Raw genomic sequence first — 17,632 nt, 5'->3', positions numbered from 1 at the left:
GGCTTACATCATCCAGGCACAAGGGTTCAGCGTAATAGGGTTAAGATGGGATACCCCCTGGCGATTGTGAAGCGCTTTTGTGCGGTTCTGCTGCTGTGCCTTCTGCCGGTAGCGGCGGCGCGGGCGGCGGCGACCGACTGGATCGGCGACGGTAATGCTGCCGTGCGCCTGCTGACGGCCACGGACGCCATCGGCGGGACCGACCGGGTAACCCTGGCGTTGGAGTTCCGCTTCGCCCCTGGCTGGCATGGCTATTGGCGCACGCCGGGGGAAGCCGGATTGCCGCCGACGCTCGATTGGACCGGCAGCCAAAACCTGATTTACGCCGATTTGCGCTATCCGGCCCCAAAACGCGCGGTGCTATTGGGCATCGAAACCTTCGCCTACGAACAGGCGCTGGTACTGCCCATCGAGGCGAAACTGCTGGATGCCGGGCAAGCGCTGCCGCTGAAACTGGGCGTCGATTACCTCGCCTGTGCCGAGATTTGCGTGCCCTATCGCGCCGATCTGGCGTTGACCCTGCCGCCGGGGCCGGGCGGCCCGGCGCTGGACGCCGCGCGGATCGCCGAGGGCCTCGCCCTGCTGCCGGGGAGCGCCGACGCCGCCGGGATGACGGTCGAGGATGCCGCGATCAGCGGTGACCGGCTGCGCCTCACCCTCGCCTTTGCAACGCCGCTGACGGCGACCGAGCGCGCGGGGCTTGATCTCTTTCTCGAAGGCCCCGCCAGCCTGACCGCGCCGCGCCCGGATATGAGCGGCAGCGCCAGCCGTCTGAGCCTGGAGATGCCGCTGAAAGGCGCCTCCGCCGAAGAAATCCTAAAAGCCGGGCTGACCGGAACCCTGGTGGCGGGCGAGCGGCGGGCGGAGTTTCCGATAACCCCGGTCCTGGCGGCGGCGCCCGCCGGAAACTGGGCCGTGATGCTGGGCCTCGCGCTGCTGGGGGGGCTGATCCTCAACCTTATGCCCTGTGTGCTGCCGGTGCTGTCGTTAAAGCTCTTGGGGTTGGTCGGCAGTGGCGGGCGGGCGACGGCGGCGGTGCGCGGCGATTTGCTGGCGGCGGCGGCGGGGATTCTGGTCAGTTTCCTGGTGCTTGCGGGCGCGGCCAGCGCGCTGAAACTGGCGGGCGGTGCCGTGGGTTGGGGCATTCAGTTCCAGCAACCCTGGTTCCTTGCCGGGATGGTCGGCGTGCTGGCGCTGTTCGCGGGATCGCTGCTTGGGGGGCGCGAGATCGCTTTGCCCGTCGCGGTCAGTTCCTGGGCGGGCGGCATCGGGCGCGGCAGCCGGGGCGAATCCTTCCTGTCGGGGATGGTCGCAACGCTGCTGGCCACCCCCTGTTCGGCCCCCTTCGTCGGCACCGCAGTAGGCTTTGCGTTGGCGCAGGGACCGGCGGCGATTTTTGCGATTTTTGGCGCCTTGGCGCTTGGGTTTGCCGCGCCGTTCCTGCTGCTGGCGGTTTTTCCGGGCTGGGTGCGCTTCCTGCCGAAGCCGGGCGCTTGGATGCTGTGGGTGAAGCGTGGCTTCGGTCTGGCGCTGCTTGCGACGGGCGGCTGGCTGCTGACGGTGCTGGCGGCACTGGTCGATCCGCTGGCGCTGGCAGCGGTGGGATTTCTCGCCCTCGCCTTGCTTGGCGCGATGATCGGGTTGCGGCGCGGGGTTGCGGCGGCGGCGGTTGCGGGGCTGATCGGCATTGCCGCCCTGCCCAGTCTGGCCGCCCGCTGGGCGCCGCCCCCCGCGCCGGTCGCGCTCCACGATACCCTGTGGCAGCCCTGGTCGCCGGACACGCTGGACGCGGCGCGGGCGGAGGGCACGGTTATCTTCCTCGATATTACTGCCGATTGGTGCCTGACCTGTAAGGCGAACAAGCTGGCAGTGCTGGATCGTGACACGGTGCGCCGCGCCCTCGCCGCCCCCAGCACGCTGGCCTTGCGCGCCGATTGGACGCGCCCGAACCCGGCGATTGCCGCCTTCCTAAACCGCCACGGGCGCTATGGCATTCCCTTCAACATCGTTTATGGCCCCGGCGCGCCGGAGGGGCTGCTGCTGCCCGAATTGCTAACGCTCGATAGCGTGCAGGAAGCCTTGCGCCGCGCCGGGGGAAAATCCTGACCCCCACCCGAAACCCCTATGCCGTCATGGGCCTGTCGCGCTATGGGTGCAGAGTGGTACTACCGAAACCGTTTGTTTAATCGAAAGAGGATGATCATGAGCGTTTCTGTCGGCGATAAAATCCCCCTCGTCACCCTCAAGACCATGACGGCGGAAGGCCCGAAGGAAATCAGCACGGCGGAGATTTTCGCCGGTAAGAAGGTCGTGCTGTTCGGCCTGCCGGGCGCCTTCACCCCGACCTGCTCGGCCAAGCATCTGCCCGGTTTCATCGACAAGCACGATGATCTGGCCGCCAAGGGCGTCGATACCATCGCCTGTATTTCGGTCAATGATGCCTTCGTCATGGGGGCCTGGGGTAAGGCCCAGGAAGCGGGCGATAAGGTGCTGCTGCTGGCCGACGGCAATGCCGATTTTGCCAAGGCGATGGGCCTGGATGCCGATTTCACCGCCTATGGCATGGGCATCCGCAGCAAGCGCTTCGCCCTAGTGGCGGAAGACGGCGTTGTGAAGGTTCTCAACGTCGAAGCGGCGGGCCAGTTCGAGGTCTCCAGCGCCGATTACGTGCTGAACCAGCTCTAAGCGCTGGGCGGGGCTGGGGGCTTGGCCCTCAGTCCCGCCAGCATCATCTCGGTCAGCAGGGCGCGGTCGGCGGGCGGGGCGGCATCAAGGCCCGGCGTTCCCTCCGATAAGGCTCCTTCGGCGATTTGCCCATCCAGCAGCAGCAGCGTATAGCCGTGCTGGGCCGACCATAGCGCGGTCGCAAGCTCATCGGCGCTGCGGTCGGTGCGAAAACAGCCAGTGCGCTGCCCATCCGCAACGACCCCTGCCATCTCGGCATAGGCCTCATAGGCCGCTTGCGCTAAGGCGGGATGCTGTCCCCCAGCGCAGAGATCCCCGTGAAACATAATTCGGTAGGCGCCCGGCTGGCTTTGGGCGAAGCGCACGTAATCGTGCCCGAGAGCGGCGAGGGTCTGGTCCGCCGGGCCGCCCGCTGCACGGATTATCTGCATATCGCGCTGTAGGTGCCGGAACGCCCGCGCCGCCAGGGCGGCCAGCAGATCATTCTTGGCCGCAAAATGCCGATAGGCGGCAGTATGGCTAACGCCAACCCGTTCAGCGACTTCCCGCAATGAAAACTCTGGCGCCCGCCGGTCGGCGATCAGCGCGGCGGCCGCGTCGAGCAGGGCCGAGGCCAGATCGCCGTGATGAAACTGCCCAGCACTTTTGCGGCGCGGGGACGGATCGCTTTTTAAGTTGCCATTGGTCACATAATCATTTTACAAAGTGACCATTGGTAACACGAGGGGATTTCTCCCCGAACGAGGCGATCATGGCGAAAATTTTGGTCCTCTGTGGTCATCCCCGGGCGGGGAGTTTCAGCGAGGCGCTGGCCAGTGCCTATGCCGAGGCGGCAAAACAGGCGGGGCACACGGTGACGGAGGTCGCCCTTAGCACCCTGCCCGTAGGCCTAGAGGTGCCGGACTACGGGGATTTCAAGCGCCAGGGGACGGCGCCGGATTGGGTCTTGACCCTGCAAGCGCAGATCGCGGCCTGCGACCATTGGGTGATCGTCACGCCCATGTGGTGGGGCGGCGTTCCCGCTAAACTGAAAGCCTTATTCGATGCCGTGCTGCTGCCCGGCTTTGCCTTCCGTTACCGCACGGATAGCCCGTGGTGGGACAGGCTGCTGGCGGGCCGCTCGGCGCGGGTGATCGTCACCGCCGATACCCCCGGCTTCTTCTTTCGCTGGGTCTACGGTAAGCCGCTGCTGCGGCAACTGAAGGGCCAGATTCTGGGGTTCTGCGGCTTTGCCCCGGTCCGCTTCAGCTATCTCGCGCCGCTGCGCAGTTCAACGCCCGACCAGCGGCAGGCGTGGCTTCAGACGGCCGCCGCCCTGGGTCGCGCGGGGGCTTGAGCCAAGGGAGAGCCTTACGGCTCCTCCCCAATCTCCGGCAGCCGCTCAAGCGCGGCATCATCGAACAGATAGCGGGTGGAGCAGAACTCGCAGGTGGCGGAAACAACGCCATCGACGCGCAAATGCTCGCGATCCTCAACCGGCAGCGACAGCAGCACGCGGGCAACCCGGCCCCGCGAGCAGCGACATTTATCCTGAAGCCGATGGGGATCGCCGAGGCGCGCCCCCTCTTCCTCATGGAACAACCGGAACAAGAGATCGTCGGACGCAAGCTGCGGATCGGTGAGTTCGATGTCCGACACGGTGCCGGTCAGCGCCATCAGATGATCCCATTCGTCCGCCGAGGCTTGGGCGGCGGCCTCTGAATCCGGGTCGGCCAGCAGCGTGCGGGCAAGATCGGTACCGCCCTCTTTCGGCAGCCGTTGCAGCAACAAAGCCCCCGCCCGCCAGCCGCGCGCCGTGCGTTGGGCGGCGAGTTTCAGGCCGGTATCGATCTGCTCCGACTGGCGGAAATAATGGCGCACGCTTTCGTCCAGCCCGCCGGGCTGTAGCTCGACGATGCCTTGATAGCGGTCCATATCCGCGCCCTGATCGACGGTGAAGGCCAGATAGCCTTTTCCCAACAGGGCCGAAACCCGCTCCGCCCCCGCGACCGGGCCTTTTGGCAGCTTATCGTCATCCACCTGGGCATAGCCGCGCATATGCCCAGCGTGGGTGACATCGGCCACCAGCATGCGCACAGCGCCGTCGCCCTTGGCTTGCAGGGTGAAGACGCCTTCGAACTTCAGCGCGCCTGCCAGTGCCGCCGCGACGGCCAACGCCTCGCCCAGCAGCGCCGCGACCGGTTCGGGATAGCCGTGGCGCGTGACGATGGTATCGAAGCTCGGCCCGAGGCGGACGAGGCGCCCGCGTACAGTGGCGTTGCGCAGAAAGAACGGCAGCGTTTGATCGTCGGCAATCCCAGGATCGTTTGCCGCGAGGCCCGCGCTCATGCGAGGCACCACGCGAGGATACCTTTTTGGACGTGCAGGCGGTTTTCCGCCTCGTCCCACACCAGCGATTGCGGCCCGTCGATCACTTCTTCGGTGACCTCTTCGCCGCGATGGGCGGGCAGGCAGTGCAGGAAGACCGCCTCCGGCTTGGCGCAGGCCATCAGTGCCTGATCGACCGAATAAGGCGCCAGTAGGTAATTGCGGTTGGCGACCTCCTGGCCCATCGAGACCCAGGTGTCGGTCGTCACAAGGTCAACCCCGGCCACGGCGGCGCGCGGTTCGGTGGTGACGCGCACGGTAGCGCCGTGTTGCTTGGCCCAGTCCAGCAGGTCCGGTTTCGGCGCCAGGGCGCCGGGGGCGGCGATGCGCAGCTCGAAGCCGAATTTCGCCGCCGCATGGACCCAGGAAATGCAGACGTTATTCGCATCGCCGATCCAGGCCACCGATTTGCCGGTGATTGGGCCGCGATGTTCTTCGAACGTTAGAATATCCGCCATCACTTGGCAGGGGTGGCCCGTATCGGTCAGCCCGTTGATCACCGGAACCGAACCGAATTTGGCCAGATCGGCCAGCTTTTGTGCCGGGCCGGTACGGATCATGATGGCATCGACGTAGCGCGATAGCACTTTGGCCGTATCGGCCATCGTCTCGCCGCGCTTAAGTTGCATTTCTTCCTGCCGCAGCACGACGGTCATGCCGCCAAGCTGCTTCATTGCCACTTCGAACGATACGCGCGTGCGGGTGGAGGCTTTTTCGAACAGCATGGCCAGGGTTTTGCCCGCCAAGCGCGGTTCGGTCCCCTTCCCCGCCTTCAAATCGGCCTTCATCCGGGCCGAATCGGTCAGGATATCCCGCAGCTCGGCGGCGGGAATCCCATCGAGATCCAAAAAATGCTTCACGGACATGAACCTTACGCCTGTGCTACCCAGGCGCTGGCAACCGCTTCGATCGCGGCCAGCGCTTCGGTGACTTCTTGATCGCCGATGGTCAGCGGCGGCAATAGACGCACAACATTGTCGCCCGCCGCCACGGTCAGCAGGCCGTGCTCGCGCAAACGGGTCTGCACCTCGCCGTTCGGCACCACGCAGCGCAGCCCGCTAAGCAGGCCCTGACCGCGCACTTCATCATAAACGGCGGGGTTGGCCGCGACGATGCGCGTCAGCCCGTGCCGCAGCTTTTCGCTGATCGCGGTGACATGATCGAGGAACCCTGGTGCCAGCATCACATCCAGCACGGCATTGGCGACCGACATGGCCAGCGGATTGCCGCCGAACGTCGTGCCATGCACGCCCGCCGTCATGCCCGACGCGGCGCGTTCCGAGGCAAGGCAGGCCCCAACCGGGAAACCGCCGCCGAGACCCTTGGCCAGCGCCATCACGTCCGGCGCCACATCGGCCTGTTCATAGGCGAACAGGGTGCCGGTCCGGCCCATGCCGCATTGCACTTCGTCGAACAGCAGTAGCAGGCCGAATTCGTCGGCGACCTGGCGCAGCGCGCGCAGATAGTCGGCGGAATTGGCGCGCACGCCGCCTTCGCCCTGCACAGGTTCAATCATGATCCCGGCAGTTTCCGGGGTGATCGCCGCGCGCAGTTCGTTGAGATTGCCAAAGGCAACCTGATCGAACCCATCGACTTTCGGGCCGAAGCCCGCCAGATATTTTTCCTGCCCGCCCGCCGCGATGGTCGCGAGGGTGCGGCCGTGGAAGGCGCCCTGGATGCTGATCATCCGGTACTTTTGCGCCTGCCCGCGCGCCGCATGATACTTGCGGACCATCTTAATGCCGCATTCCAGCGTCTCGGCGCCGGAATTACAGAAGAAGGCGGTATCGGCAAAGCTATGGGCGACCAGCCGGTCGGCAAGCTGCTTCTGTTCGGGAATTTCATAGAGATTGGAGAGATGCCAGGGCTTTTCCGCCGCCGCTTTTAGGGCGGCGACTAGGTGCGGATGGGCATGGCCCAGGGCCGTCACGGCGATGCCGCTGGCGAAATCGAGGTATCGTCGCCCGTCCGAGCCGAACAGATAGGCCCCTTCGCCCTTCTCGAACGAAAGGTTGATCCTGCTGAATACGGGAAGCAGGCTCGGAATCACGGCGATACCCTCCATGCTTTTCCACCCGGAAAACCGGCCATCCCGGCCCGTTGCGGAAAAGAAGCGAGTATCGGGAGGGGGGCTTGCCCTGTCAATCGCGGCGGCGGAGCATAAGGCCGCGCGCGCCGCAGACCTGCCCAGCAAAAATTTTATGCTGTTTAAGGTTAGCTTTTCAGACGATATCCCGTCCGAATTAGGGTGTAGACCGCATAAGATAGGGCAATATTGGTGCCGACCATCACGATCAGCCCGACCGTTAAGCTGCCGTCGGCATGGTCGATAAAGCCATAGCGGAAGCCATCTAGCATATAAAAGAAGGGGTTAAGGTGCGCGACGGTCTGCCAATCGGGCGGCAGGCGCGTCGTGGTGTAGAAGGTGCCCGACAGGAAGGCGAGCGGGCTGATCAGGAAGTTGGTGATCGCCGCCATATGATCGAACTTCTCCGACCAAAGCCCGCCCAGCATGCCCAGCAGCGCCAGCATAGTGCAGGCCATCACCGCGTGAAACAGCAGGAAGAAAGCATGCTGGGGCGCTAGCGTCACGAAAGGCGCCATCGCCGTCGCCGTGACAAGACCGACCAGCAACCCGCGCGTGACCCCGGCGGCGGTCATCGCCAGAGTAACCTCGGCGGGCGAGAGCGGCGGCATCAGCAGATCAACGATATTGCCCTGAACCTTCGAAATCACGAGGGAGGAGGAGGTATTGGCGAAGGCGTTCTGGGTCATCGCCATCATGATCAGCCCTGGCCCGAGGAATTGGCTGTAGGGCACGCCATCGACAATCTCCGCCCCGCGCCCCAGCGCTAGGGTGAAAACCGCGAGAAACAGAAAGCTCGTCACCACCGGCGCCGCGACCGTCTGGGTATAGACATTGAGAAAGCGCCGGACTTCCTTAAGGTACAGGGTCCAGAGACCGAGCCAATTGACGCCCATCGGCGGCAACGGCATCGGCGGTAAGGAAAAACGGTCGGACATGCCTCAAACACCCCCATCGCACAGCGGCGGCGATCCTATACCCGCCGCCCGAGCCCGTCCAGGCGCGGCGGCGCGCCCCGCCGATGTCAGCCCAGCGCGGCTCTGGGCGGTTAGCCTGCGCTATCTGCAACGCTTCTCCGCCTCCGTCGAGATGCTGCGCCGAGTGCTCGACCGGCGGCTGCGCCCAGCGGTGGCGGCGGGGCTGGTCGCGCCGGAGGAGGCCGACCAGCGGCGGGAGGCCGTGCTCCGCAAGGCGGCGGACTACGGCTATCTAAACGATAGCCGGTTTGCCGAAGGCCGCGTCGCCGCTCTGCTGCGCCAGGGCAAAAGCCCGCGCCTGATTGCCGAGACGCTGAAGGCCAAAGGGGTGGCGGGGGAAACGGTGACGGCGGTTTTGGCCGCAACCCGCGCCGAGACCGAGGAGGATATCGCCCTAACCGCCGCCCGCGCCTATGCCAAACGGCGGCGCTTGGGGCCGTTCCGCACCGCCACGGCGACCGATCCCCGGCGGGCCGAGAAAGACTTGGCGGCGCTATTACGCGCGGGTCATTCGCTTTCCGTTGCACGGAAAGTCCTGGGGGCGGCTTCAGATAATGATCTTCTAGATCAGGACGATTAAAGGTCGCCCAACCAGCGATCTTAACGATTCGATGGCGTTTATGGTGTAGTACTTAATCGTGGGAGACGATGCATTATTTGGACTAAAATTAAGAATGATTATAAAAATGCTCCTCACCGCGCTGATCAGCAGCTTAATCGCGGCGCCGTTGACAGCGGTGGCCGAGCCGCCGGTGTGGGGAATCACCAATGTTGCCCCCTGGGGTGGGGAGGTTGAAAATTCCGAAACCCCCAGCATCAGCGGCGCGATTGTTCAGGAGATTTCCCGGCGGGTCGGCATCGAGTTTCGTATCGAACCCCTGCCGTACGCCCGATTGCTGCGCCGGATCGAAGCCGACACGATTGATATTGCCCTTTCCTTCCGGCGGCAGGATGCCGAAGCCTTCAGCGCTTATCCCGCCTGCCTGTTCCGCGTGCCGATTGTCGCCTATGCCCGCAAGGGACTGACCTTGAGGCAGTACGAGGATTTAGCCCGGCTGACGGGTGGTATCGGCGTTATCCGTGGCGTGACCTATGGCGAGCGCTTTGATCAAGATCCGGCGGTGCCGCGCTCGGTCGAAACCGATTTTCCGCCCATGTTGCGTAAGTTAGCGGCCGGGCGGCTCGATGGCGTGGCGGGATCGACGGTCATGCTGATGCATTATGCCCAGCAAACCGATGTCACCGGCTTGCTGGGGGACCGGCTGCTGCTAACCTTAACGGAAGTCTGCCTTCAGGTGCCGAAGGTGCGGGCCGATGTCCCCTTAACCCGTGCCGTTGTGACAGCGGTGCAGGCAATGGTGGCCGAGGGTTGGGCAGAAGCGCTGATCACCCGCCGCATCGGGCAGGGCTGGGAATAATCAGAAGATCAGGATCGACCCCAGGGTTGCGATCCCAAAGATCAGCAGCAGGGCGCCGGAAACATGATGCAGCCAGCGGAAGTCATGCTGGCGCATCCAACGCCGCAGCCCGACGCCGATAACGACCAGCCCGCCCCACCATAGGGCGCAGCCGACCAGAATGCCCAGCACGACGGTTACGGTCGCCTCAAGGCTCATGTCATGGCTCACGATGTCGGAGGCAGCGAGCAGGCCGGTGAAGGCGAAGATCGTCATCGGATTGGTGATCGTCAGCGCAAAAGCCGACCCGAAGGCTTTCGCCAGCGCCGTCGGGCTATCGCTAAGATCATCGCCCGACTGGCTGCGCCAGGAATTGACCCCCATGCCCAGCAGCAGCAGCCCGCCAATCAGGCGCAGCGGTGTCGATTGTTCGGTCAGCAGGGTCGCGACGGCGGCAACGCCAAAGCAGGCGATCGTCCCGAAAATCATATCCGCCGCCACGGCCCCCGCCGCGCTGGCATAGCCGGAAGCGGCGCCAACGTGCAGGGTTCGACGCAAGCACAACACCGCGACAGGCCCAACGGGGGCCGATACGGTGAGGCCGATCAAAATCCCCTTGAGCAGCAGCAACCAATCCATGGGCTGAGACGAACCACAATCGGGCGCGCGGGGCAAGCGCCGAAGGCGCCGCATCTGCCCCCCTCGCCGAACCGGGCGGGGCATCCCATATCGGCAGCGGGGCGAAAGGAGCGAGGATGAGCAAGGACGATGGTTTATGGGGCACGATCCGCACGAAGCTGATCGACCGCAAACAGGAATGGGCGAAAGAAGGGCGGCTGCTAACCGGCCAGCGCGGCGACCCGCTGCGCCAGCGCCTGCCGCCGGGTCAGCATGAGGTTAAGAACTGGCCGGTGCTCGACCTTGGCATTCAGCCGCGCATCGCGCCGGAAGAGTGGAGCCTGCGGATCGACGGCGCGGTTGCCCAGCCGCAGCTTTGGAATTGGGCGCAGTTTCAGGCGCAACCGCAGCAGAAGTTTCTGTCGGATATCCATTGCGTTACGGCTTGGTCGCGCTTCGATAACCGTTGGGACGGTGTCTCGGCCCGGCACTTGCTCAGTGTCGTGCAGCCGCTGCCAACGGCCCGGCATGTACTGCTGCATAGCGCCGATGGCTATACGACGAACCTTCGGCTTGATCACTTCGGGGCGAAGGATGTGGTGCTGGCCCATTCTTGGGAGGGCAGTCCCCTGACCCGCGAGCATGGCGGGCCGGTGCGGCTGGTGGTGCCGAAATTCTACTTCTGGAAATCCGCCAAATGGCTGACGCGGATCGAATTCTTAACCAAGGATGCGCCTGGCTATTGGGAGAACCGCGGCTATCACAATGAAGGCAATCCGTGGCAGGAGGACCGGTACGACCGCTAGGCCGTACCGGTGTTGCCCGCGCAGCGGGGGCTTACGAAGCGGTCGCCGGCTTCTTCTTCGGCTTCTTGGCCTTGTGCGGCTTCTTCTTTGCCGACACGTCGGTCTTCACGACCGGGGCGGCCGACTGAACGGTGGTCTTGGCCGACACGACCGGGGTCGCGGCAACGGCGCTCAGCGGAGCGGCCAGCAGGGGCAGGGCGAAGGCAAGCACAATAGCGCGACGGATCATTGGGAGAGTCCCCTTCCTTTGGGCAGCGATAGATTCGCTTTAAAACACAGGACTAGGGCATTTAATGAATTGGTAAAAACGCCCTAGACACCGGTGTAAGACTCGCTGCTTTCGGCCCCGGCGGCAACCGGGCACCCTATCAGGGATTTTGCGGGTCGCTAGATCGTCCGTTGCGTAATACCTGTCAGTCCACGCTAGGTGAGAAAATGCGAATGACTCGCAAAATCATTCTTGCCAATGCGAGTCATTCTCAATATGGTCATCGGCGAGCGTTGTCCTCGGACCCAGCTCGAACCCTTCCCTTCCACCCCGTCCCCACCCCGGGACGGGGTTTTTTTATGCGCGCCGCCGATCCCACAGGGCGATCCCGCCCGCGACCACCATGAGGGCGGCGCTGGTTGCCGTCACCGGGGTAAAGCCCACGGCGTCCAGCACCCGGCCCATGCTGGCGGTGCCGATCATCAGGCCGATATAGGTGCCTGCGGTATTGAGGGCGAGGACGACGCCGCGCTGAGCCCCGCCGCGGACCGACAGCAAGCCGATGAAGCTGTTCAGCACCAGATGCTGAATGAAGCCGAAGCAGACCATCACCACCACTAGCGCGGGCAGAATGCCGACGACGGACGGCAAGGTTAGAAAGATGCCGATCAGCGCCAGCGCGGCGACCGGCAGCACCCGGCGCGGGCCGATCCGGTCGATCAATGGGCTGATGAAGGCGGTAATGGTAAAGCCCGTGCCATAGGCCAGCACAGGGATCGCCCCGACCGCCGAACCGCCGTGCAGCGCCGCGCGCACCGCCGTTCCCAGATAGGCATAGGTGCCGTAGAAGGCGGTCATATTGAGGAAGCCAACCGCCAGCATCGGCAGCACGCCCGGCACGCGCACAGCGGTTCCCAAGCGCGACATTAGCCCCTGGCCCGTGCCGCGTTCGGTGCGGGGGTCGGGCAGAGCGAAAGCAACCGGCAGCGCCAGCAGCACCGGCAGCCCAAGACCCGCGAAGACCCCGCGCCAGCCGATCACTTGCCCCAGCAGGCCCGCCAGCGGCACGCCGAGGATCAGCGCCACCGACCAGCCGAGCAGCACCCGCCCCAGAATCGCCGAACGCCGTTCAGCCGGGGCCAAATCGCCCGCCGACGCATAGGCTGTCGGCAGCACCACCCCCGCCGCCGCGCCCATCAGCGCTTGCCCGGCGGCAAAAATCATCCAATTGACGGCAGTCGCACAGAGCGCCAGCCCGCCGATCAAGCCGATCAGCCCGGCCACCAGGGCTTGCCCGCGCTTAAACCGGTCGGCCAGCGGCCCGAGGAATAAGGCGGATAGGGCGGCCATCGCGCCATAGGCACCCAGCGCCTGACCGATATCGGCGATGCTCGCCCCCAGGCCTTGGGCAATGTCCGGCACCAGCGGGGCGGCCAGCAGCGCTTGCAGCCCGACCAGGGCGACGCAGGCGATCAGCACGGCGACCGAGCGGTTCAGCGACGGGGCGGGGCGGCCCGTCCGGGTTTTCGCGCCGCTGAAAAACGGCAAAGCGATGCCGAGGCCCGCCGCTAGGACGTTGCTCATGGAAGTCTCCTCCAACTGGAATAGACTCAAGATGGCGTATGAAATTCGGCTGGAAAAGGGATAAACTGAATGGCATTCAAAATACGAATGGCATTCGGCTAACCCGTTCGGAAGGACCGGCTATGGACCCCATCGACCGAAAAATCCTCGGCTTTCTCCGCGAAGATGCGACGCGCACCTATGCCGACATGGCGGCGCACCTGCACCTCTCGCCCCCGGCCCTGCACGACCGGGTGAAGAAGCTAAAGGCGCGCGGGGTGATCCGCCGCACCACAGTCGATCTCGACCCCGAGGCGCTGGACCGTAGCTTCTGCGCCTTCGTTCATGTCGAAACCGAAGGCTATGCCAAGGACGTGCTGAAAGACGTGGCGGAGGCCGATCCGGCTGTCGAAGAAATGCACGGCGTCGCCGGATCCTCCTCCGCCATTCTAAAAGTCCGCACCCGCGATGCGGCAGGGCTGGAAGAACTCCTCCGCCGCCTGTTCGAAACCGGGGCGGTGCGGCGGACGGAGAGTTTCGTGGTGCTGCGGACGTATCTGGAGCGGGGGATTAGTCCGTAACCCTTACATCCCGGCGAGCAGCTTCACCACAACCCCCACCACTGCACAGCCCGCCAGCACTTCCCCCGTGCCGCGTTTGAAGCGGAACAGCAGCAGGATGGCGGCCAGCGTCAGGGCGAGGGCGCCCAGATCGAGGCTGCCGGGGTCGGGCAGGTCGAGGTGCAGCCCGTAGCCGGACCAGGGGCGGACGCTCCAGAACAGCACGTGCAGGGCGAACCAGACGGCGAGGTTTAGGATCACGCCGACGACGGCGGCGGTGATGGCAGTCAGCGCGGCGGACAGGGCTTTCTGACCGCGCAGGGCTTCGACATAGGGGGCGCCTAGGAAGATCCACAGGAAGCAGGGGGTGAAGGTGACCCAAGTGGTCAGTAGCCCGCCCAGGGTGGCGGCGAGCAGTGGGTCGAGGCTGCCCGGCGCGCGCCAGGCGCCCAGAAAGCCGACGAACTGCGTTACCATGATCAGCGGACCAGGGGTGGTTTCGGCGAGGCCCAACCCGTCCAGCATTTCGCCGGGCTGAAGCCAACCGTAGGTCTGCACCGCTTCCTGCGCCACATAGGCCAGCACGGCATAGGCGCCGCCGAAGGTGACGACGGCCATTTTCGAAAAGAAGCTGGCGATGGTGCTGAAGACATTATCCGGCCCCAGCACGATATTCAGCGCCAGCACCGGCCCCAGCCAAAGGGTTAGGAAGGCCCCGGCGATGATCAGCGACCAGCGCAGCGAGGGTTTGGCGTGATCGGGTACGCCGTTGCCCAACAGGCTGTCGGCATCGCTCAGACCGCGCCCAGTCGAACCGTGGGACTGGTGCAGGTCGAAGGCGGCCCAGCCCAGCTTGCCGCCGAGATAGCCGATGATCCCGGCGACGACGATGATCAGCGGAAACGGTAGGTCGAACGCATGAATGGCGATGAACGACGCCCCGGCCATCGCCCAGAGCGGGCGATTGCGCAGGGCTTTCTTACCCACCCGCTGCACCGCTTGCAGCACCACGGCCAGCACGGCGGCTTTCAGACCGAAGAACAGCCCTTCCACCGCGCCGATATGGCCCGCCAGCACATAGAGCCAGCTTAGGGCCAGAATGGCGACCATGCCGGGGAAGATGAACAGCAGCCCGGCCATCAGCCCGCCGGGGGTGCGGTGCATCAGCCAGCCGATATAGGTGGCGAGCTGCTGGGCTTCCGGCCCCGGCAGCAACATGCAGTAGTTCAGCGCGTGCAGAAACCGCGTCTCGCCGATCCAGCGTTTTTCGTCGACCAGAATACGGTGCATGACGGCGATTTGCGCCGCCGGGCCGCCGAAGCTGAGCGCGGCGATGCGCGCCCAGACCCAAAAGGCATCGCGGAAGGAAACGGCGGTCATTTACCGGAAGACTCCAAGGTAGCGCGGGCGGAGGGGCGGGCGTCGCTGGGCCAGGAATGGGTTTCCCCCACGGCGTCGCGGCACCAGCGGTAAAAGGCGTCATAGAGAATGAGGCTGGCGTCGAGTTGGGCCAGATCGTCGCGGAACATGCGCGACAGCCCCAAGGACGCGGCCAGCAGTCCGGCGGCTTGCGGCGCCAGATCGAGCGCGGCGGTATCCGCCCCGCGCACGATGGTCGCCAGCCGGTCGAGGGCGGGGGAGGTGAGGCCAAATTCCTCCAACATCGTATCGAAGGTGCAACGGTCGCCGCGATGGCTCCAGAAGCTATTTTCGATATCAAAGGGCGTGGCGTTAAACCGTTCGGCCACGGCTTCCACCTCCGAAGCGCCGACGAAGAGGAAGACGGCGTTGCGGTCGATAAAGCGGCGGATCAGCCAGGGGCAGGCGATGCGGTCGATCTTCGGGCGGGCGCGCGTTACCCAGACGGTACGGCCCTCGGCATCGGTGGGCGGCAAGGCGCGCGGATCAATCAGCAATTGCCCGCTGTCGCGCCACCCCAGGAAGCCGCCTTCCAGGGTTTCCGCCGTGGCGCCCTGGTGGCGCAGCCAGGCAGCGGTGCCTTGGGCCAGCTTTTGGCCCTTTTGGCAAATGACGACGACCGATTGGCCGGTAAAATCGCCGCCCCAGTCGGCAACGCTGTGGTGCGCGCGGCGGATACTGCCCGGCACCCGGCGCGGGTCGGCGGCGTAATCTTCGTCCGTGCGAACGTCGATCAGGATGGGGGCATTGGGAAGGCCAATCAACCGCGCCAGTTGGGCTGCGGTGATTTCAGTGGTGGACGGCATGGGAATCACCTTGAAAGTCAGGGAGAAACGCGACTTTCGGCTGCCGCCTCACGGGGTACTCGCGACACCCCTTGTCGCAAGAGTAACCATAGGCGGCCTTTCCCTGTCAATCCTGTGGGGCGGGTTAGAGCGTCCCGGCGATCAGCGCGCGGCTGCGGCGAACGGCGTCGTGCAGCGCCTTGCCCCAGAGCGGCGCCGCGTCGGGGAGCAGGCGGGCGCCCTGGCTGCGGCAGACCGAAACCGTGGGGCGCGCCCGGCCCATCAGACCATCGAGCGCGGCCAGCCAAGCGGGAAGCCCGGCGGTCAGCGGAAGGTTAACGCCCGCCGGGCCGATAGCGGCAGCGAGCAAGGGGGCATCGCCCCCCAGAATTGGAACCCCCGCCGACAGAGTGGCGGCGAGATCGGCCCACGGCGGGCAGCCGTTGCCCTGGGGTAAAAGCGCTAAGCGGATCGGCGGCGGCGTCTCGCCGTCCCGCACTAGTCGAATATTGTCGGGCAGTGTCGCCGCGACAACCGGGACCGTTTCGGGCAGCAGAAAGGGGATGTCCGGGCGTGCGGCGGCCAGGGCGAGCGCGAGGTATAGGCCCGTCGCGGTTTGGTCGCTAAGGATCAGCACGGCAGGCCCGCCCTTGGCGACGGGCAGCCGGGGCGGCAGCGCGAGCGGCAGAACCGCGACGGCGGTTTGCGTTGAGGCGGCCAGCCGTTCCGCTTCCCAGTCGGTTCCTGTTGCGAGGCCGAGCAGCCGATTGGCGGCCAGCGGACCGAGCGCGGGCGGCTGATCGCCGTCTTGCCGTAACAGAACCGGGATATGCGCCGCCAGCAGGGGCGCGGCGAGCGATAGGCTGTCCGCCCCCAAGAGGATCGCGGCGTGCGGGGCTTCCAGCGCCGCCAGCAGGGCGCAATCGGCGGCGGGCTGGGTGCTGCGATAGCGGGTATAGCCGGGGGCGGCGGTACGCTCCGCCCGCATCGGGCCGGTGCCGCCCTCTAGAACGGTGACGGTTATCCCCTGCTCGGCCAAGCTGGGGCACAGCGCGGCGAGAGCGGCGGTAAACCGCGTCCCCAGCCGGGTCGGCGTTGCAATCAGTAGGCGCAGCGGCGGGCTATCGGAAGGCATGACGCGCCAGCAGCGACAGAAGATCGCCGACCGTTACCGAATTTGCGGCGGTTTCCAGAAAGGCTTTTTCGGCGGCGGCCTGGGACAAGGCGGCATGATCGTCGCCCATGATGCGGGTCAGCGCCTCGGCCCAAACGGCGATGGGCGCGTGGGGATCGACCAACAGCCCCCCGGCGCCCACCGTATCGGGCAGGGCGCCGCGATTGCTGGCCAGAACCGGAATGCCGTTTACTTGTGCTTCGATCACCGTGCGGCCGAAAGCTTCCTCCCATAGGCTGGGCATCAGCAGGCAGCGGGCGCGGCGATATAGGGCGCGCATGTCGCGCGTGGGCGGTACCCAGTCGATATTTCCCAAAGCCTCGGCGCGGCGACGGCAGAGGGTGCGCCAGCGCGGGTCGAGCGTCCAGCTTTCGGCGACCAAAAACCGGAACTGCGGGCAGGCGGCGGCAAGGCCAAACAGAATCTCGACGCCCTTGATCGGGGTCGGGTTAACGAACAACACCTGATTGCCGGTCTCGGTCACCCGATAGTCATCGGCCTCGACCAAAGGCGGAATGACGGCGCAATCAATCCCATAAAGGGCTTTCCAGCGCGCGGCGGTAAAGGCAGAATTGGCGAGATAGAGCAGCGCCGGATCGGGCTGCAAAATGCCGCCGACCTGATGGGTTTCCACATTATGCAGGTAAACAGCGGTCGGGCGGCCCGTTTCCAGCGCGCGAACGACCATCGGCACAAGCGCGGTGCCGCTTTGCACGACAATGGCGGTCGGATCGAAATGGGCGGCAACCATTGCTAAGGCTTCGCCCGGATCGGCAACGCGGAAAACGCTATAGCCCAGCGTCTCGTCGCGCTGCGGGATCAGGTCGGCACCTGCCGTGCGGTGTTCGTTCAACCCGCACAGAACCGCCGCCTCCGCCCCCATCAGCGCCAGCGCGCGGCACAGGTCATGGGTGGTAGTTTGCAGGCCGCCAATAATATCGGGCAGATGAGGATAGGTAGAAACAAAGAGAATACGCATGGTCCTAA

Annotated in this window: 19 protein-coding genes; 7 read left to right on the top strand and 12 right to left on the bottom strand. The window is 65.3% G+C overall.

Going from position 1 to position 17,632, the window contains the following annotated elements; genetic code table 11:
* The first annotated feature begins 45 nt into the window (after positions 1-45).
* Complete coding sequence (locus tag CHR90_RS04150; protein ID WP_094407723.1) at positions 46-2,106, top strand: protein-disulfide reductase DsbD family protein; 2,061 nt, start codon at positions 46-48, stop codon at positions 2,104-2,106.
* Between the two features lie 96 nt (positions 2,107-2,202).
* Positions 2,203-2,685, top strand: coding sequence for a peroxiredoxin (locus CHR90_RS04145; protein WP_094407803.1), 483 nt, complete (start codon positions 2,203-2,205; stop codon positions 2,683-2,685).
* On the opposite strand, the gene CHR90_RS04140 is transcribed toward CHR90_RS04145, so the two are convergent.
* The gene (locus CHR90_RS04140) at positions 2,682-3,374 is read right to left on the bottom strand and encodes a TetR/AcrR family transcriptional regulator (protein WP_094407722.1); all 693 of its coding nucleotides are present in this window, start codon (positions 3,372-3,374) and stop codon (positions 2,682-2,684) included. The two genes, CHR90_RS04145 and CHR90_RS04140, sit on opposite strands and share 4 nt — an antisense overlap.
* Positions 3,375-3,436: 62 nt before the next feature.
* Here CHR90_RS04140 and CHR90_RS04135 point away from each other — a divergent pair, with 62 nt between their 5' ends.
* Positions 3,437-4,021 carry an NAD(P)H-dependent oxidoreductase gene (locus CHR90_RS04135; RefSeq protein WP_212668608.1) on the top strand — a complete coding sequence of 195 codons (585 nt, stop codon included), beginning with the start codon at positions 3,437-3,439 and terminating at the stop codon, positions 4,019-4,021.
* 14 nt (positions 4,022-4,035) lie between these two features.
* On the opposite strand, the gene CHR90_RS04130 is transcribed toward CHR90_RS04135, so the two are convergent.
* The 4 genes from CHR90_RS04130 to CHR90_RS04115 all read right to left on the bottom strand — a co-directional run bounded on the left by CHR90_RS04130 (position 4,036) and on the right by CHR90_RS04115 (position 8,076).
* Entirely contained in the window at positions 4,036-5,013 is a 978-nt protein-coding gene (locus CHR90_RS04130) for an Hsp33 family molecular chaperone HslO (protein WP_094407721.1), read from the bottom strand.
* Positions 5,010-5,918 (bottom strand): ornithine carbamoyltransferase, encoded by a 909-nt coding sequence (argF, locus tag CHR90_RS04125; protein ID WP_094407720.1) that lies wholly within the window; start codon positions 5,916-5,918, stop codon positions 5,010-5,012. Before argF ends, CHR90_RS04130 begins: the two co-directional genes overlap by 4 nt.
* Positions 5,919-5,923: 5 nt before the next feature.
* Positions 5,924-7,102 carry an aspartate aminotransferase family protein gene (locus CHR90_RS04120; RefSeq protein ID WP_212668607.1) on the bottom strand — a complete coding sequence of 393 codons (1,179 nt, stop codon included), beginning with the start codon at positions 7,100-7,102 and terminating at the stop codon, positions 5,924-5,926.
* A 164-nt stretch (positions 7,103-7,266) separates the two neighbouring features.
* Positions 7,267-8,076 (bottom strand): ABC transporter permease, encoded by an 810-nt coding sequence (locus CHR90_RS04115; protein ID WP_094407718.1) that lies wholly within the window; start codon positions 8,074-8,076, stop codon positions 7,267-7,269.
* Between CHR90_RS04115 and CHR90_RS04110 the strand changes: the two genes are divergently transcribed.
* Both CHR90_RS04110 and CHR90_RS04105 read left to right on the top strand, forming a co-directional pair.
* The gene (locus CHR90_RS04110; protein WP_094407717.1) at positions 8,075-8,695 is read left to right on the top strand and encodes a regulatory protein RecX; all 621 of its coding nucleotides are present in this window, start codon (positions 8,075-8,077) and stop codon (positions 8,693-8,695) included. The genes CHR90_RS04115 and CHR90_RS04110 overlap by 2 nt on opposite strands.
* A gap of 106 nt (positions 8,696-8,801) precedes the next feature.
* Positions 8,802-9,533: a substrate-binding periplasmic protein gene (locus CHR90_RS04105; protein ID WP_170941284.1), complete on the top strand. Its 732-nt coding sequence runs from the start codon at positions 8,802-8,804 to the stop codon at positions 9,531-9,533.
* Here CHR90_RS04105 and CHR90_RS04100 read toward each other — a convergent pair whose 3' ends face one another.
* Positions 9,534-10,205 carry a LysE family translocator gene (locus CHR90_RS04100; RefSeq protein WP_170941283.1) on the bottom strand — a complete coding sequence of 224 codons (672 nt, stop codon included), beginning with the start codon at positions 10,203-10,205 and terminating at the stop codon, positions 9,534-9,536.
* Positions 10,206-10,267: 62 nt separating this feature from the next.
* On the opposite strand from CHR90_RS04100, the gene CHR90_RS04095 reads away from it, so the two are divergent.
* Entirely contained in the window at positions 10,268-10,936 is a 669-nt protein-coding gene (locus CHR90_RS04095; RefSeq protein ID WP_094407714.1) for a sulfite oxidase-like oxidoreductase, read from the top strand.
* A 31-nt stretch (positions 10,937-10,967) separates the two neighbouring features.
* Here the strand turns inward: CHR90_RS04095 and CHR90_RS04090 are convergent, their stop codons facing one another.
* The gene (locus CHR90_RS04090) at positions 10,968-11,165 is read right to left on the bottom strand and encodes a hypothetical protein (RefSeq protein WP_094407713.1); all 198 of its coding nucleotides are present in this window, start codon (positions 11,163-11,165) and stop codon (positions 10,968-10,970) included.
* A gap of 336 nt (positions 11,166-11,501) precedes the next feature.
* On the bottom strand, positions 11,502-12,728 hold the full coding sequence (locus CHR90_RS04085; protein WP_094407712.1) for an MFS transporter: 1,227 nt from the start codon (positions 12,726-12,728) through the stop codon (positions 11,502-11,504).
* A 122-nt stretch (positions 12,729-12,850) separates the two neighbouring features.
* On the opposite strand from CHR90_RS04085, the gene CHR90_RS04080 reads away from it, so the two are divergent.
* Positions 12,851-13,288 carry an Lrp/AsnC family transcriptional regulator gene (locus CHR90_RS04080; RefSeq protein WP_094407801.1) on the top strand — a complete coding sequence of 146 codons (438 nt, stop codon included), beginning with the start codon at positions 12,851-12,853 and terminating at the stop codon, positions 13,286-13,288.
* A gap of 3 nt (positions 13,289-13,291) precedes the next feature.
* Here CHR90_RS04080 and chrA read toward each other — a convergent pair whose 3' ends face one another.
* From chrA to CHR90_RS04060, 4 genes are all read right to left on the bottom strand, one after another.
* Positions 13,292-14,647 carry a chromate efflux transporter gene (gene chrA, locus CHR90_RS04075; RefSeq protein ID WP_094407711.1) on the bottom strand — a complete coding sequence of 452 codons (1,356 nt, stop codon included), beginning with the start codon at positions 14,645-14,647 and terminating at the stop codon, positions 13,292-13,294.
* Positions 14,644-15,492 carry a chromate resistance protein ChrB domain-containing protein gene (locus tag CHR90_RS04070; protein ID WP_094407710.1) on the bottom strand — a complete coding sequence of 283 codons (849 nt, stop codon included), beginning with the start codon at positions 15,490-15,492 and terminating at the stop codon, positions 14,644-14,646. The genes chrA and CHR90_RS04070 overlap by 4 nt, the downstream gene beginning before the upstream one ends.
* Positions 15,493-15,616: 124 nt before the next feature.
* Positions 15,617-16,606: a hypothetical protein gene (locus tag CHR90_RS04065; RefSeq protein WP_094407709.1), complete on the bottom strand. Its 990-nt coding sequence runs from the start codon at positions 16,604-16,606 to the stop codon at positions 15,617-15,619.
* On the bottom strand, positions 16,593-17,624 hold the full coding sequence (locus CHR90_RS04060) for a glycosyltransferase (protein ID WP_094407708.1): 1,032 nt from the start codon (positions 17,622-17,624) through the stop codon (positions 16,593-16,595). The genes CHR90_RS04065 and CHR90_RS04060 overlap by 14 nt, the downstream gene beginning before the upstream one ends.
* Positions 17,625-17,632 lie beyond the last annotated feature (8 nt).

Source organism: Elstera cyanobacteriorum, from assembly GCF_002251735.1.
GTDB classification, from domain to species: domain Bacteria; phylum Pseudomonadota; class Alphaproteobacteria; order Elsterales; family Elsteraceae; genus Elstera; species Elstera cyanobacteriorum.
The sequence above is the reverse complement of the archived record's forward strand: the minus strand, read 5'-3'. Positions and strand labels throughout refer to the sequence as shown.